At 38.8% G+C, this 16,234-nt stretch carries 11 protein-coding genes; 6 read left to right on the forward strand and 5 right to left on the reverse strand.

Annotated features, from left to right (window positions below):
- Position 1: 1 nt before the first annotated feature.
- From NYE61_RS11680 to NYE61_RS11695, 4 genes are all read left to right on the forward strand, one after another.
- Positions 2-664 carry a methionine ABC transporter permease gene (locus tag NYE61_RS11680; protein ID WP_095311974.1) on the forward strand — a complete coding sequence of 221 codons (663 nt, stop codon included), beginning with the start codon at positions 2-4 and terminating at the stop codon, positions 662-664.
- Between the two features lie 197 nt (positions 665-861).
- Positions 862-1,638, forward strand: coding sequence for an enoyl-CoA hydratase-related protein (locus tag NYE61_RS11685; RefSeq protein ID WP_095311972.1), 777 nt, complete (start codon positions 862-864; stop codon positions 1,636-1,638).
- A 13-nt stretch (positions 1,639-1,651) separates the two neighbouring features.
- On the forward strand, positions 1,652-2,794 hold the full coding sequence (locus NYE61_RS11690; protein ID WP_303448264.1) for an alpha-hydroxy-acid oxidizing protein: 1,143 nt from the start codon (positions 1,652-1,654) through the stop codon (positions 2,792-2,794).
- A gap of 37 nt (positions 2,795-2,831) precedes the next feature.
- Entirely contained in the window at positions 2,832-4,046 is a 1,215-nt protein-coding gene (locus tag NYE61_RS11695; protein WP_095311968.1) for a CoA transferase, read from the forward strand.
- Between the two features lie 190 nt (positions 4,047-4,236).
- Here the strand turns inward: NYE61_RS11695 and NYE61_RS11700 are convergent, their stop codons facing one another.
- The 5 genes from NYE61_RS11700 to glgB form a co-directional block, all read right to left on the reverse strand.
- On the reverse strand, positions 4,237-6,669 hold the full coding sequence (locus tag NYE61_RS11700; protein WP_303448263.1) for a glycogen/starch/alpha-glucan phosphorylase: 2,433 nt from the start codon (positions 6,667-6,669) through the stop codon (positions 4,237-4,239).
- Positions 6,670-6,682: 13 nt separating this feature from the next.
- Positions 6,683-8,113 (reverse strand): glycogen synthase GlgA, encoded by a 1,431-nt coding sequence (glgA, locus tag NYE61_RS11705; RefSeq protein ID WP_303448262.1) that lies wholly within the window; start codon positions 8,111-8,113, stop codon positions 6,683-6,685.
- Between the two features lie 140 nt (positions 8,114-8,253).
- Complete coding sequence (gene glgD / locus NYE61_RS11710; protein WP_095311961.1) at positions 8,254-9,360, reverse strand: glucose-1-phosphate adenylyltransferase subunit GlgD; 1,107 nt, start codon at positions 9,358-9,360, stop codon at positions 8,254-8,256.
- Positions 9,357-10,511, reverse strand: coding sequence for a glucose-1-phosphate adenylyltransferase (locus NYE61_RS11715; protein ID WP_303448260.1), 1,155 nt, complete (start codon positions 10,509-10,511; stop codon positions 9,357-9,359). The genes glgD and NYE61_RS11715 overlap by 4 nt, the downstream gene beginning before the upstream one ends.
- Complete coding sequence (glgB, locus tag NYE61_RS11720; protein WP_303448259.1) at positions 10,511-12,424, reverse strand: 1,4-alpha-glucan branching protein GlgB; 1,914 nt, start codon at positions 12,422-12,424, stop codon at positions 10,511-10,513. Before glgB ends, NYE61_RS11715 begins: the two co-directional genes overlap by 1 nt.
- A 374-nt stretch (positions 12,425-12,798) precedes the next feature.
- Here glgB and pulA point away from each other — a divergent pair, with 374 nt between their 5' ends.
- Together pulA and NYE61_RS11730 are read left to right on the forward strand one after the other, a co-directional pair.
- Positions 12,799-14,943 carry a type I pullulanase gene (gene pulA / locus NYE61_RS11725; protein WP_303448258.1) on the forward strand — a complete coding sequence of 715 codons (2,145 nt, stop codon included), beginning with the start codon at positions 12,799-12,801 and terminating at the stop codon, positions 14,941-14,943.
- Positions 14,944-15,177: 234 nt separating this feature from the next.
- Positions 15,178-16,176: an LLM class flavin-dependent oxidoreductase gene (locus NYE61_RS11730; RefSeq protein WP_118889266.1), complete on the forward strand. Its 999-nt coding sequence runs from the start codon at positions 15,178-15,180 to the stop codon at positions 16,174-16,176.
- Positions 16,177-16,234: the final 58 nt, after the last annotated feature.

Consider the following 16,234-nt stretch of genomic DNA (forward strand, 5'->3'; position numbering starts at 1 on the left):
CATGGAAGCATTCATCCAAGAATGGCTGCCAATTATCGGGCAGTCTGTCATTGAGACTTTCCAGATGGTCATTATTTCATTGTTTTTTGCAATATTAATTGGAGTTCCATTAGGAATTCTCGTAGTCCTTACACGCCCTGGTCAAGCATTAGCAAATAGATTTATCTATCAGCTGCTCAACTTATTCATAAATGTTGTTCGTTCGATCCCATTTATTATTCTATTGTTCTTTATTTTACCATTCACAAAATTCCTAGTAGGAACAACGATTGGTGTACAAGGGGTAATTGTTCCGCTTGTTATCTACACAGCACCATATATAGCAAGGTTATTAGAAACATCCTTGTTGGAAGTAGATAACGGTATAATCGAAGCATACAAAGCGATGGGTATTAAAACAAGGCAAATTATTTGGAATGTGATGCTCCGTGAAGCACGCCCTTCCATTATTTTAGGATTAACAATTGCAACCGTCAGCCTAATCGGGGCTACTGCAATGGCTGGTCTTGTTGGTGCAGGTGGACTTGGGGATCTGGCATATCGATTCGGCCATTTACGATATGAAGTTGATGTTATGTATGCGACTGTCTTTATTCTTATTATTCTCGTTCAAGGAATTCAATCGCTTGGTAATAGACTCGCAGCACGTTTGAAAAAAGATTAGTATAGCAGGTTCAAAAGGTCCGGTGAGAATGATGCATCGAGAACAAGGAACTTCGACGCACAGGACGTCCTAATGTCGGTGTCGCAGCAAAGCTTTTCGATGGGCTAGTAATCACAGCCCCAGTACATTGCGACCTTAGCCGATTTCGGACCTTCTCATCCTCCTTTTTGAACACACACTACTTGGAGGTTTTTTGCATGTCAAATGATCTTTATATTGAAAAACATGGTGCGATTGCAACGATTACTATTAATCGCCCTGAAAAGAAGAACTGTTTTTCACTCGCTATGTTCCAAAAATTAGAAGTATTACTAGATGAACTCAAACAAGATAACGCCATAAATCTCCTCATTGTCCGTGGTGTTGATGAAACAGCTTTCTCTGCAGGCGCAGATATTACAGAATTTCTAGAAGTTCGTTTACATGCAGAAAAGGCAAAAGCGTATAATGACTTTGCACTAGGGGCAATTGAAAAGCTATATCGATTTCCAAGACCAACAATTGCCATGATTCAAACGCTGGCTATCGGCGGAGGTCTGGAGCTTGCTAATGCATGTGATTTCCGATTTGCAACGTCAGGGAGTAAGCTCGGGATTACTTCTGCAAACATCGGTATTGTGTATAATCTGACAAGTACAAAACGACTATTTAATTTAATTGGTCCTTCTAAAACAAAAGAATTGCTTTATACAGCAAAGCTGATCACCGCAGAAGAAGGTAAGGACATTGGCTTAATTGACTATGTATGTGCTCCTGAGGAAATTGAGGAAGACGTTTCTAATTTCGCTAAACAAATCCTTAAGAAATCCCCAGTAGCAAACGCAGGTATTAAACAAGTCATTCAAGCTATTATAGATGGAGATAATACAGAAACCGATGCTATTTCAAATCTCATTCTGGAATCCTACAGCTCGGATGATTATGTGGAAGGCATACAAGCTTTCTTAGAGAAACGAAAACCAAACTTCTTATAAAGGTGTGACACGAATGACAACCGTACAGAAAAATGACTCATTTATCGAAAGCATCGTTTCATCCGAAGTATTCCCTTTTAGCGCAGAGGAATTAGAAGCAGCGGCTAAAGGTAAAATCGATACAGCTGCATTTGGTTACACCCGATCTGGTGCTGGTGGTGAAGAAACATTAAGAAAAAACATCGCTAGCTTTGAAAAGTATTCAATTGTTCCTAAATATTTAAACGATGTGTCTGTCGCTGATACGAGCATTGAACTATTTGGCCGTACTTACGCACATCCATTTCTGCTTGCACCTGTCGGAATGTTAAAAATAACACATGAGGATGCAGAGATCGCAGTAGCAAAGGCAGCTGCAAAATACCATGTGCCATATATTCAAAGTACGGTGTCCAGCTACTCCATTGAGGAAGTAGCTGCTGCATCTGCCAAAAGTCCAAAATGGTTCCAGCTCTATTGGTCCAATAACGAAAATATTTCGTACAGTATGGTAAAACGAGCGGAAGAAGCTGGTTATGAAGCAATTGTTTTGACGATTGATACATTTATGTTTGGCTGGCGGGAAGAAGATATGCGAAATCGTTTCTCTCCTCTAAGAGAAGGTTATGGAAAGGCAAATTACATTACGGATAACGTCTTCTTATCTACTCTGGCACATGATGATCACGACTCTGTGATTCAAGAGATATTGCAAAATATTTATCATCCTACACTCAATTGGAAACATGTAGCTGAGCTGAAAAAGCGTACATCCCTACCAATTTTATTGAAGGGTATCTTACACCCATCTGATGCAAGACTTGCAATCGAAAGTGGTGTCGACGGTATTATTGTTTCCAATCATGGTGGCCGTCAGCTGGATGGAGTTATTTCTAGTATTGATGCACTTCCAGCGGTTGCAAAAGAAGTAAGTGGAGAACTCCCTGTTTTACTTGATAGTGGAATTCGTCGCGGAGCAGATGTTGTCAAAGCTCTCGCACTAGGTGCTGATGCGGTATTATATGGAAGACCTTACGTATATGGGCTAGCAATCGCTGGACAAACCGGTGTCGAAAAAGTACTCGAAAACTTCATTCAAGAGACAAAAGTTTCACTCGCACTTTCTGGAGCAGCTAATGTGAAGCAAGCTCGTCATATACATGTTGTAAAAAACTAGCAACGATAGCATAACAATCTTAAGGAGTGGGCATCCAATGGAACAAGCATTAAAAGGCATGAAAGTGGTTGATCTATCTCAGGTTTTAGCAGGACCCTACTGTACGATGGTATTAGGTGACATGGGTGCCGATGTCATTAAAGTAGAGAAATATCCAATTGGCGATGATACACGCACAATGGGACCATATATCAATGAAGAAAGCTATATGTATATGATGGTCAACCGGAATAAAAGAGGCATGTGTGTCAACTTGAAAAATGAAGCAGGTTTACAAGTTTTATATGACCTTATCAAAGACGCGGATGTCTTTGTAGAAAACTATCGTCCAGGTGTAACAAAGAAGCTAGGCATTGATTATGACACGTTAAAAGAAATTAACCCAAATCTTATCTATTGCTCCATCTCTGGTTATGGACAAACCGGACCATACAGCAATAAGGGCGGATTTGATATTATGGCGCAAGGCCTTTCTGGTTTAATCGATATGACCGGCGAAAGGTCAGGAAACCCTGCTAAAGTTGGGATCGCCATTCATGATATTGCTGCAGCAGAAACAGCTATTCAATCGATACTTACTGCCTATATCCACCGACTAAAAGGGGGAAAAGGCCAGTATATCGACATTTCACTCGTCGACTCTGGACTAGCCTGGACGGTTTGGGAAGCTGCTGCTTACTTTGGTAAAGGTGAGGTTGCACGCCGGAACGGCACTGCACACCGTGTATCTGCACCTTATCAAGGCTTTAAGACGAAAGATGGCTTTATTCTAATCGGAGCAGGAAACCAAAAGTTATGGGAAAATTTATGTCGTCATGTTTTGAAAAAACCGGAATGGATAGAAGAACAACGTTTTTTAACAAACAGTATACGGGCAGAAAATGCAGCAGAACTTGAAGCGGTAATGGAACAAGTTCTAACAACTGAATCCAGTGACTACTGGCTCGATCTATTAGATACGCATGGAATTCCATCTGGCCCAATCTTATCCTATGATCAAACATTAAATAACGAACAGATTAAGTCACGTGACATGATTTTGGATTATGAACATCCGGTTGTCGGTTCCATGAAAACGCTTGGATTCCCAGCTAAATTTTCCGAAACACCTGGACAACTTGTGAAGCCTGCCCCACTCCTTGGACAGCATAATAAAGAAGTTTTAACAGAGCTTGGATATACACCTGAAGCTGTTGAGCAATTGACTGATGATGCTGTTCTGAATAACAGACCAAGCAAAGTAGAGGCTTAGATTGTAAATTTCAATAATTAGATCGTATTTTAGCTTGTATTCTTCCTGAATTGGACCGTATTTTTCCCAAATCGGATCGTATTCTCTCTAGATTGGACTTCCAGATTTCAACTTAAATCGGATACAAGTTCGTAAGTGAGCAATGCAAAGTCACGTCAATAGAGAAACCGGGCAACTCAGCCCGGTTTTACTATACCTTTTTAATTTTCCATATCTCCGTTGCATACTCCTGAATCGTCTGATCACTTGAGAATTTTCCCGAGTAAGCTATATTTGTAACACTCATATTCAACCACGTATTTCGATTCCGATAAGCCCGTTCAATAAGCTCATGTGCCTCCAAGTACGGTTCAAAATCCTTAAGTACAAAATACGGATCATTGTGGTATAGAATATTGTAATAAATATCCTTAAATTCGATATTATGCACACCGAACTCCCCTTGATTCAACTGATCTAAAATTCGCTTGATTCGATCATCTGTATTATATAGATCTCGAGCATGATAGCCACCGTGCTGATAATAATCCAACACTTCATCCGCTGTCAGTCCAAAAATAAACATATTCTGATCACCGACTAAATCATGAATTTCAATGTTCGCTCCGTCCATTGTACCTAATGTCAGAGCCCCATTCATCATCATCTTCATGTTGCCCGTTCCAGATGCTTCTTTACTCGCGGTTGAAATCTGTTCACTAATGTCAGCAGCCGGAATAATCTTTTCTGCAAGGCTCACATTATAGTTCTCCAGGAAAATGACCTTTAATCGATCCCTTACATCCGGATCATAATTTACAATAGAAGCTACCGTATTAATTAATTTAATAACTTCCTTCGCTAAATGATAGCTTGGAGCTGCTTTAGCCCCAAAAATAAATGTTCGTGGTGTAATATTCTGGTTCGGATTATCCTTCAGCTCGTTATATAAATAAATCACATGAAAAATATTTAACAGCTGACGCTTATATTCATGCAGCCGTTTGATTTGCACATCGAAGATCGATCGCTCATCCACCGTGATTCCTAAATGCTGATGAATATAATTCGCTAACACTTTTTTATTCTCGTGCTTTACATGGTCGAATTTCTCCAACAAAGCATTATCATTCGAGTACTTTAACAAACTAATCAGCTGCTTTGGCCGCTTCACCCACTGCGGTCCAATTATGTCTGTTATCAAACTAGCAAGCTTTGGGTTCGCCTGCAATAACCAACGACGATGGGTAATTCCATTTGTCTTATTATTAAATTTCTCTGGATACAAGGTGTAAAAGTTTTTCATTTCTTTTTTCTTCAGGATTTCTGTATGAATTCGTGCTACTCCATTGACACTAAAGCTGCCAACAATTGCCAGTCTTGCCATATGGACGCGACCATGTGCAATTATCGCTAAATCGGGTATGGAATCCCTTAACTCCTCATGATCAAACCAGATGCCTTTACAAAACCTTTCGTTGATTTCATCAATAATCATATAAATTCTCGGTAAAAGATTTTGTATCATCTCCTCCGTCCACGTCTCTAAAGCCTCACTCAATGTAGTATGATTCGTATAAGCAATTACTTTCGTCGTTACTGCCCAAGCATTATCCCAACTAAAGCCTTCATCATCCATTAGAATCCGCATCAATTCTGGAATGGCCAAACTTGGATGTGTATCATTAATTTGAATAACTACTTTTTCTGCCAAACGACTAAGTGGTAAGTGATGATTTCGTTTAAAATGCTTTAAGATATTCTGAATACTTGAAGACACTAAAAAATATTGTTGCTTTAAACGCAGCTCTTTTCCCTCATAACTAGAATCATCAGGATATAAAAATCCTGATATTTGTTCAATGGAATGCTGATGATCAAGGTCATGATAATATTCCTTATTTTCTTCCAGCAAGCCATCCCCATTATTTTGATGAATTACTTCAGCACTCCACAAACGTAACGTATTTACTGTATCGTTCTTATAACCGACAATCGGAATATCATACGGAACTGCCATTACCTTATCTGTATTCCGGTATTCAAATTCAAGTGAGCCATCATTTTTCTTAAACATATGTACGTCACCATGGAATTGAATAACGACTGCTTCTTCCTCATTCCTCGTTTCCCACGGATATGGATTTTTCAGCCAGTAATCCGGCAATTCAACCTGGTTGCCGTGGATAATACGCTGCTCAAATAACCCATAACGATAGCGAATCCCGTATCCATGACCAGGAAATTTTAACGATGCCAATGAATCTAAGAAGCATGCTGCAAGACGTCCTAAACCACCATTTCCTAACGCAGCATCATGCTCTTCAGCAAAAACATCTTCTGGATCAAGACCAAGCTCTTGCAAAGCTTTCTTCGCTGTATCGAGCATGCCACAATTTAAGAGATTACTTGCAAGCATTCTGCCGATTAAAAATTCCATCGATAAATAATAGACTTCTTTATGCTTGCCATCCCGATAGCTTTTGCGAGTTTGAAACCACTGCTGTTTTATCTCTTCATTGGCAATCGATGCAAGCACATAATAGATGTCCTTGGATGTCGCTTCCTTCACTTCTCTTCCTTTATCGGAAATAAGCCTTCTTAAAATTTCCTGTTTCAATGTATCTACCGTTACGTGTGCCAAGGAAAAGTTCCCCCTATCCGATAATTGATTCCGGTATAAGTTTTGTGTAAATTTCAGCATATTGCTGTGCTGAATCCTTCCAGCTGAATTGACTTTTATTTACGTTTTTCAATAGGTTCTGCCATTCAGTTGTATTTGCATATATTTTTATTGTGTAACGTAAAACATTTAATAGGTCGTGTGCATTATAATTCGCAAAGCTAAAACCGTTTCCCTCGCCTGTCAACTCATTATAAGATATGACTGTGTCTTTTAATCCGCCAGTCTCTCGAACAACCGGAACCGTCTTATACTGCAAAGCAATCAACTGAGATAACCCACACGGTTCAAATTTGGATGGCATCAAAAAGAAATCCGCGCTTGCATAAAGCCTTCGAGCAAGCCCTTCATCAAACGATAGAATCGCTTGTGCTTTATCCGGGTAACGACTCGCTAGATCCGCAAAGTAGTTTTCAAATTCAGGGTCTCCAGTTCCTAGTATGATAAACTGAACATCTCCCTCAAGAAATTCATCTAAAATATGCTGGACAAGATAAAGACCCTTCTGTTCTACTAGTCTCGTTATAATAATATACAATGGGGTTCCTTCTTTATAAGGAAGGTTGATTTCTTCATGGAGTTTGATTCGATTTTGTCTTTTCTTCAATCGTGCTGTTCGATAATTTACAAATAGATTTGGATCGGATGATGGATTGTATTCCTTTGTATCAATTCCATTGAGCACACCAAGAAGGTCATCTGACCTCTCTTGCAGCATACCGTGTATCCCTTCACCATAATAAGGGTTCTTAATTTCCTCTGCATAGGTTGGACTCACAGTCGTAATTTTATCCGCATGGAATAAGGCACTTTTAAGACAATTGAACATTCCATCCCATTCCATTCCAGCAATATGTTCTTTCCCAAGATTGAAGAAATCATCAAATATATGTAGTGGCATAACACCTTGATATTTGAGATTGTGAATCGTAAAGATTGTCTTCATCTCTTCAATCGGCTTCATAATGTTCGCAAGTGCCACCGTTATTCCAGCTTGCCAATCATGCGCATGAAGCACTTGGGGACGATAATCAAGATGCCTTAATGATTCCATAACAGCATGACTGAAGAACACAAAACGTTCCCCATCATCGTAATAGCCGTAAACCCCTTTCCTCGTAAAATAATAGTCATTAGCAATAAAATAGTACGTAATTTGATCATGTACGAGCATAAATAATTGTGCTTCTTGTTTCCGCCAGCCTAATTGCACGTCAAAGGCCGTGAGATATTCCATTTGATTTTTCCATACATCATCGATTTCATCGTACAATGGTAATATTACGCGGACTTCCAGCTTTTCCTCTTTCTGCAGTGCTTGTGGAAGTGATCCTACTACATCCGCTAACCCACCTGTTTTAATAAATGGGGTGCATTCAGATGCAACAAATAATATATTGCTCATGTCTTCTCACCTTCCTTTTATTTTTAAAAAATTCATTACGAAAAAATTGCCCTCTCTCCTACAACAATAAATCCGATAGCTACAAGACAATTCATATGCCCAGCAGATATCGTCACTAGCGGAGCTTCCGCTTTTGTCTATTAAATAACCTGTCTTTTGGCAACTACATATGGCTTTTCTTTTGAGCCGATTATTTTCTGGCCTTTGGTAACATGGACATCCTTATCAAGAATGACATTCTCCAGATGAACACCTTCTTCAATGGTGCAGCGTTGCATAATAATGGAGTTTTTCACAGTAGCTCCTGTCTGAATGGAAACGTCACGAAATAGAATACTTTCCTCCACTCTTCCATCAACTACACATCCGTTGGCTAACAAGGAATGTTTTACCTCCGAACCTTTACGATATTTTACTGGTGGATTGCTGGATATTTTTGTTCGAATGAAATGGTTGCTTAAAAATAAATCATGATAACTATCCGCATCTAGTAAGTTCATATTTTGCCTGAAATAACTTTCAATTGAATTAATAAATGCACTGTACCCTGTGTGTTCAAATCGTTGTACCTTTAAGTCAGCAAGCTTATCCTTAACACCGCATATAAAAAAGTTATCTTTATGATAAGCAATACATTCATCTACTAATCTCATTAACAGATTCTTGTTTATAATATAGACGCCTGTAAATAACTCTGCATTTGTTTGATCGTTTGTAATCTCGGTTACCCACCCATTTTCATCTGCTTCAATGCGGAAATAAGGGTAGTGCTCAGGAAATAGTTCTTTGACATTTGTCGAAATTAATGTTATATCTGCCTCTTGTTCCAAATGGTACGTAAATGCATCTTTATAGTCGGAATTTGATACAAATTGACTGCCGCTGATTAATACATATTCAGATTGGCTTCGATGGAAATAATCACGGTTATTATGAAAAAAACGCAAATCGCCTTGTGATCTGTCGGAAGGATCATTCCAATCTGGCGGAAGAATAAACAATCCTCCGTTCCTTCGATCTAAATCCCAATTTTCCCCAGTTCCTAAATGGTCTAATAAAGAGCGGTATTTGTTGCGAGCAAAAATTGCAACCTCATTAATATTCGAATTCACCATATTGGATAATGTAAAATCAATCATTCGATAGCGCCCACCGAAAGGAATCGATGCACTATTGCGAAAATATGTCAGCTCATTAAACACATGGTATTCATGATCTAAATTGATTAGTCCCATCATTTTTTTCATTTACTTTCTCCCCCGGCTGGTGTCAGCATGCCACCTAAAGTTTCCTGGTTAATAACAAATGGTTCTTGAAATTCATCTATTTCAATTGTTGTTCCTGCTGGAATTACCGTATTTTCCATAATAATGACACGATTCAACCTGCAATTTTCACCAATTCTCACTCCCGGATGGATAATCGATTGACGGACAGTGCTCGTTTGCTCCACTCGTACATTTTCAAACAAAATGGAGTTTTCAATAGTCCCATGTATAAAGCAACCAGAATTAATTAGCGAATTGTTTACAGTTGCCGTTTGGCTTATATATTGTGGAGGCAGATTCGAATCATGTGTGTAAATTCTCCACGCTTTATGATTGGAAATAAGGCCAAGATTTTCATCAAGCAGGTCCATATTTGCTTCCCAATAGCTTTGTATTGTTCCTACATCCTTCCAGTAGCCATGGAATCGATATGCAAATAGGCGCTGCGTATCATCAAGCATAGCAGGAATAATATCCTTGCCAAAGTCATGGCTGGATGCTTTATTTTGTGTATCCTCAAGTAAGTAGGCCTTCAATTTATTCCAAGTAAATATATAAATCCCCATCGACGCTAGATTACTCTGTGGATTCTTTGGCTTTTCTTCAAATTCAAAAATCCTTAGATTATCCGATGCATTTAAAATCCCAAAACGTGATGCATCGTCCCATGGAACCTCAATAACAGAAATGGTCGCATCTGCATTTGTTTCCTTATGCTGTTCAAGCATTTTCTGGTAATCCATTTGATAAATATGATCACCAGATATAACAAGTACATACTCCGGATTAAATTGATTAATAAAATGCATATTTTGATAGATTGCATCCGCAGTTCCTGAATACCAGTCACCACCTGTTTTTGCTGTATATGGAGAAAGTACGGTTACGCCACTTTGTTTATCCATATCCCACGGTTTCCCATTCCCAATATGCTTATTCAGCTCGAGTGGCGAATACTGTGTTAGCACGCCTAAGGTTGAAATGCCTGAATTGGTACAATTACTTAAGGTGAAATCAATGATTCGATATTTCCCACCAAAAGGGACAGCAGGTTTAGCAAGATGATGCGTTAATTCCCCTAAACGTTTTCCTTCCCCTCCAGCTAATAACATACCAACACATTCCTTCATTACAACGCCTCCTCGACATCTTTTTTATATTTGAATATTGCGATAGCTAATGGCGGAATTTTTATCTTAATATGCTGTGGTAATCCATGCCACTTTTCTTGGAAACTAAAATGATTATTACTATTTAGCTGATTAGAACCGCCAAACTTCTCTTGATCAGAATTAAACACTTCCTGATAGGTTCCTGGAATTGGAACACCAATTTTATAGTCATAGCGAATTTCAGGCGTAAAATTGCAAACGATAATTAGTTCTTGATCTTGTTTCTTCCCCCTGCGTCTAAAAGCAATAATGCTTTGATCTATGTTATGTGGATCAATCCATTCAAATCCAGCTGGATCATGATCCAGCTCATAAAGCTCAGGGTTGCTTGTATAAAACAGGTTTAATGCTTTTACATATTGGAAAATCCCTTGATGGAATGGATAATCTAATAAATGCCAGTCTAGTTCTTCTTTGTCCTTCCATTCCGCATATTGGGCTAACTCTCCTCCCATAAAGAGAAGTTTCTTTCCTGGATGGGTCATCATATAACCATATAACAGCCTCAAGTTTGCAAATTGCTGCCACATATCTCCTGGCATTTTATCCAATAATGATTTCTTCCCATGCACAACCTCATCGTGTGAAAGAGGTAATAGGAAGTTCTCCGAATGTGTGTACATAAAAGAAAAGGTAAGCAAGTTATGATGCCATTTCCGATGAATCGGAACCTTTTTCATAAAAGTCAGCATGTCATTCATCCAACCCATATTCCACTTAAAGTTAAAACCGAGCCCACCTGAATAGGTTGGGGATGTAACGAGAGGCAAGTCCGAACTGTCTTCAGCCATCATGAGTGTTTGTGGCTCATAGGAAAAAATAACTTCATTCAGTTTACGAATAAAGGCATAAGCTTCTAAGTTCTCTTCTCCTCCATACGAATTTTTTATTCTTTCCTCTTCATCCTGTCGGTCAAAATTTAAATACAGCATACTTGCAACAGCATCAACACGAATACCATCAATATGATATTCCTGTAACCAAAATAATGCATTGGAAACGAGAAAACTTTGAACCTCCGGCCTTCCAAAGTCGAATGCTAATGTTCCCCAGGTTCTTTTATCAGCCTTCAATGGATCCGCGTACTCGTATAACGGTTCTCCATCAAACCGCCGTAAAGCAAAATCATCCTTACAAAAATGCCCCGGAACCCAATCCATAATTACGCCAATCTGATTTTGATGACATTGATCCACGAAGTGTTTAAATTCATGACGGGGTCCATAACGTGAAGTAACCGCATAATAGCCTGTAATTTGATAGCCCCAAGACAAATCGAATGGATGCTCTGCAAGTGGTAATAATTCAATATGGGTATAGCCCATCGACTTCACGTAGGGAATCAATTCCTCCGCTAGCTCTATGTACGTATAAAACTCACCAGAATCTTGCTTTTTCCACGAACCAAGATGAACTTCATATATCGAAATAGGTGATGAATAAGCATCAAAGGATTTCTTACTTTGCTTCCAAGCATGATCATTCCATGTATACGTAGAATCTTTTTTTGGAGTTAATGAAGCTGTATTTGGTCGAAGCTCTGATTGAAATGCATAGGGATCTGATTTTAACAAGATTTGATTTTCTGGAGTAATAATTTCATATTTATAAGGTAAGCTGCCTGTAACGTCCGTAAAAAAGCCCGCCCAAACCCCTTGCTCCGTCAGTCGCTCCAATGGATGGCTTTTTCCATCCCATTGATTAAAGTCACCAACGATATTAATTTGTTTCGCATTTGGTGCCCATACGGCAAAACGGTATCCCTTTACTCCTTCCCATTCGATGAAATGGCAGCCCATCATTTTGTAACTTTCATAGTTGGTTCCTTGGTGGAATAAATAGATATCCTGTTCTGAAATATTGTAGTTCAAAAAAGGGCCTCCTTCTTAGGCAACTTGGTATTCACATGTCTCATGATAAACCAGTTTTTTCTAACAATAATCATCATTATAGATACAATCCTATGATATTTCAAGATAGTTATCAGAAAATTCCTTCGACACTTTCCTAATAAAAATGTCACATCCTGTCGAAGTATCTTGAATATGTCTGCCTACGTATGTTTATGTATAATTGTGGTAAAGTTAGTAAAGAATTCTTTAGAATTACAGTGCAAAAGCTGGAGCAATCGGTTTATTCATATTAAATATTTATATTATTTTATTGACAAGCGAGAAATTCCCGAAAAAGTGGATATAACATATACTAAAAGAAGTGAAATGCATTGGAAGAGGAGATGCTTTTTGTGGAAAAACAAGTTGCTTGGATTGATAACATTCGAACGCTGACTTACAGCGATCATCATATACAATCATTAATTAATACCGACAACAAGTTGCCTTACTTGTTTTGGAAGGCGGAAAATAAAGTTTTACCAATAAAGCAAATCAAAAAAATTAATGATACTACTGTAGAATTAGAGGTTGCTGAGGAAATTCCCCTTGGTGAGGACCTATTTCTTCATTGTGGTGACACAGAGATACCTGTCTATCCCCGAGGGATTGTACGAACAGACTGGTTTGACAAGCGTTATGCTGCCATTGATCAATCATTAGGAGCAATTTGCAGTCCAAACGCCACTATATTTTCTGTCTGGGCTCCTACCGCTACTTCCGTCAAAGTCATTTTAAATGAAAACAGCTATCTATTAAACAAGCTTGAAAAAGGGGTTTGGAAGCTGGAACTAAAAGGTAACTGGCATGGTCAATCATACGAATATGAAGTAACTGTAAATGGGAGTAATAAGCGAGTCAATGATCCATATGCCAAAGCATTGCTTGCCAATAGTCAAAAAGCAGTTGTCGTCGACTTTATAAGAACAGAACAATTCAGTATAAATCAAAAGCGCCCATTTATCCAACAGTTACAAGATGCGATTATTTATGAGCTACATGTTAGAGATGCAACCATCGATCAAGAAAGTGGTGTTCAAAATCGAGGAAAATTTTTAGGCTTAGCCGAAACAGGAACAACTACGAAAAATGGATTTTCTACGGGGCTATCCTATCTAAAAGAGTTAGGTTGTACGCATGTACAGCTATTACCCATTAATGATTTCGCACGTGTTGATGAGTTTCATCCAAATGATGCATATAATTGGGGATATGACCCCCTGTTTTTCCAAACGCCTGAGGGAAGTTATTCCGTATTGCCTGACAGACCAATCGCACGAATTAATGAACTAAAAGCAATGATTCAAGCATTCCACAACGAAGGAATCGCTGTTATTCTAGATGTCGTATTTAACCATGTTTTTGTCATGGAAGAGTCGCCATTTGAACAGCTTGTTCCTGGCTACTACTTCCGCTATCATCCAGACGGAACCTTAAGTAATGGAACTGGAGTGGGAAATGATATCGCCTCGGAAAGAAGAATGGTACGTAAGTTTATCTTGGATACAATTGATTTCATGCTTTCAGAATATCACGTGGACGGCTTTCGCTTTGATCTAATGGGAGCAATGGATATAGAGACAATGCAACAAATTGAAAAACGATGTCAGAAAGAAGAAGCTCCAATTATGCTACTCGGTGAAGGATGGGATTTGCCAACCGCACTTGATAGCAGCTTAAAAGCAACAAGTTATAATGCAAGCCAATTAAGCGAGATTCGTTTTTTCAATGATTATTTCCGAGATTCAATGAAAGGAAACTTATTCGAACAGCAAGATACTGGCTATATCAATGGTGCTGGGCGTTTCTTAGAAAGAATGCCTCATTTGCTCTCCGGTGCTGCATTAGATCCAAACAATCATGCTTCTATAAATGTTAACCAAACTATTAACTATGTAGAATGCCATGATAACCATACACTATGGGACCGCTTATGTTTAACACATCCAGACCTTCATGATCATGACCGTAAAAAAATGCATCAATTGGCTACAGGCATTACACTATTAAGTCAAGGCGTTCCATTTCTACATGCAGGTCAAGAATGGTTTCGCAGTAAACAAGGGGACGAAAATAGTTACCTTTCTGGTGATTCGATTAATATGCTGGATTGGAAGAAAAGAGAGCAGGAAAAGGAAAACATTGCATTTGTGAAGGCTTTGATAGCTTTAAGAAAAAAATATACTGTTTTTCGAATGACTTCACAAAAAGAAATTCAGCAACGATTCCATGTGCTTGAAACGCCATACCCTGTTTTTGGCTTCACCTTATTAGGAGATACGGATGACTTCTCTATTTATATTAATCCAACGAAGGAAGAATTCGACCTCCATCTTCCCTCTTCTGGAAAATGGAAAAGAGCGGTATCCAATAGCGTTTCTGAAAAGGAAGACATCATTGGCGAATTTACAGGTATCCATGCTTATGAAATTATTGTTTTTCAAAAGACACGAAATAGAGCAACAAATGAAGTAGCAGTTGTATTACCTGGCAATTAATGTTTTCAAGCTTATTTTTCCAAGACATTGAGGCTGAGACAAAAGTGTTTTTATGAAATAAAAACCGAACATGATTGGTGCAAATAACTCGCTCTGGAAATATACTTCGCGCATCCAGAGGCGGCTGGAGTCTACGTATATTTCCTACACCAAGCTTATGCATCGTTCGTCTTTAACATTTTTTGTTATGTCTCAGCTTCTTTCTAAATTTGAATTAGAAAGGAAGGCCAATCTATGATTCCGTTAAACATACTCGATTATGCACTTATTGATGAAGGTACAAATGCAAATGAAGCATTAAAACATACAACAGAGCTCGCACAACTTGCAGATAACCTCGGCTATAAGCGTTACTTAGTACCAGAGCAGCATCAGGCACTCTCCATCGCTAGCAGTGTACCAGAAATGCTTATGATGCACTTAGCAACCTCTACTACTAACATTCGAATTGGTGCTGCTGGAGTGATGCTTCCACATTATAGTCCGTACAAAATCGCAGAAACATTTCGAACACTCGAAGCAGTTCATCCAGGGAGAATTGATCTCGGGATTGGCAATAGCTCTGGTGGCAGACTTGTAAACCATGCCTTGAATGAGGAGAAAGATGAACGTCTAACCTATGAGCAACAAGTAATAGATATACAAAAATACTTAACCGATGATTCTGATCCTGAACATCGTTTTCACCAATTAGTTGCAACTCCAGTTACCGATACCTTACCTGAAATTTGGATGCTCGGATCTGGCGGCAAAAGTACGAAAATCGCCACAGAACAAGGTACAGCTTATACCTATGCCCATTTTTTCAAGCCCTCAGAGGTCGGTAAGGAGATTATTTCTACCTATCGTAAGAACTTTAAACCTTCTCCCTTTCATGAAAAGCCAACTGTTTCTATTGCTGTTTTTACCATTATTGGTGAAACAAAAGAGGAAGCTCAAAGCTTTGCAGGAGCTTTTGAACTTTGGATGGCATCGCTTGAAACTGCAAAGAACCCACCCTACTTCCCCTCGGTTCAAACAGCACAAAAGCGACGTTATAGCTCTTTTGAAAAACAAAAGATCACTCAGATACGGAAAGGAGCGATTGTCGGAAATGCCCATCATGTCAAAGAAGAAATTTTGAAATTAGCGGAATTTTATCAAGCAGACGAGGTCACAATTGTTCCAAACCTTCCAGGAGCTGCAAATCGAAAGAAGGCAATTCAATTATTAGCAAAGGCATTTGGGCTTTAATTAGCTGCTTGCAAACAGAAGGTGGGCGATTTCTCCTAATCGCCCACCTTCAAATACA

Source organism: Oceanobacillus sp. FSL W7-1304 (assembly GCF_037969805.1).
Lineage (GTDB): Bacteria > Bacillota > Bacilli > Bacillales > Amphibacillaceae > Oceanobacillus > Oceanobacillus profundus.

What these genes read in the sequence shown, in the direction of transcription:
- NYE61_RS11690 (WP_303448264.1), top strand. Translation starts at nt 1,652, where the DNA reads ATGACAACCGTACAGAAAAATGACTCATTTATCGAAAGCATCGTTTCA.
- NYE61_RS11680 (WP_095311974.1), top strand. Translation starts at nt 2, where the DNA reads ATGGAAGCATTCATCCAAGAATGGCTGCCAATTATCGGGCAGTCTGTC.
- NYE61_RS11685 (WP_095311972.1), top strand. Translation starts at nt 862, where the DNA reads ATGTCAAATGATCTTTATATTGAAAAACATGGTGCGATTGCAACGATT.
- NYE61_RS11695 (WP_095311968.1), top strand. Translation starts at nt 2,832, where the DNA reads ATGGAACAAGCATTAAAAGGCATGAAAGTGGTTGATCTATCTCAGGTT.
- NYE61_RS11730 (WP_118889266.1), top strand. Translation starts at nt 15,178, where the DNA reads ATGATTCCGTTAAACATACTCGATTATGCACTTATTGATGAAGGTACA.
- glgA (WP_303448262.1), bottom strand. Translation starts at nt 8,113, where the DNA reads ATGAGCAATATATTATTTGTTGCATCTGAATGCACCCCATTTATTAAA.
- NYE61_RS11715 (WP_303448260.1), bottom strand. Translation starts at nt 10,511, where the DNA reads ATGAAGGAATGTGTTGGTATGTTATTAGCTGGAGGGGAAGGAAAACGT.
- glgD (WP_095311961.1), bottom strand. Translation starts at nt 9,360, where the DNA reads ATGAAAAAAATGATGGGACTAATCAATTTAGATCATGAATACCATGTG.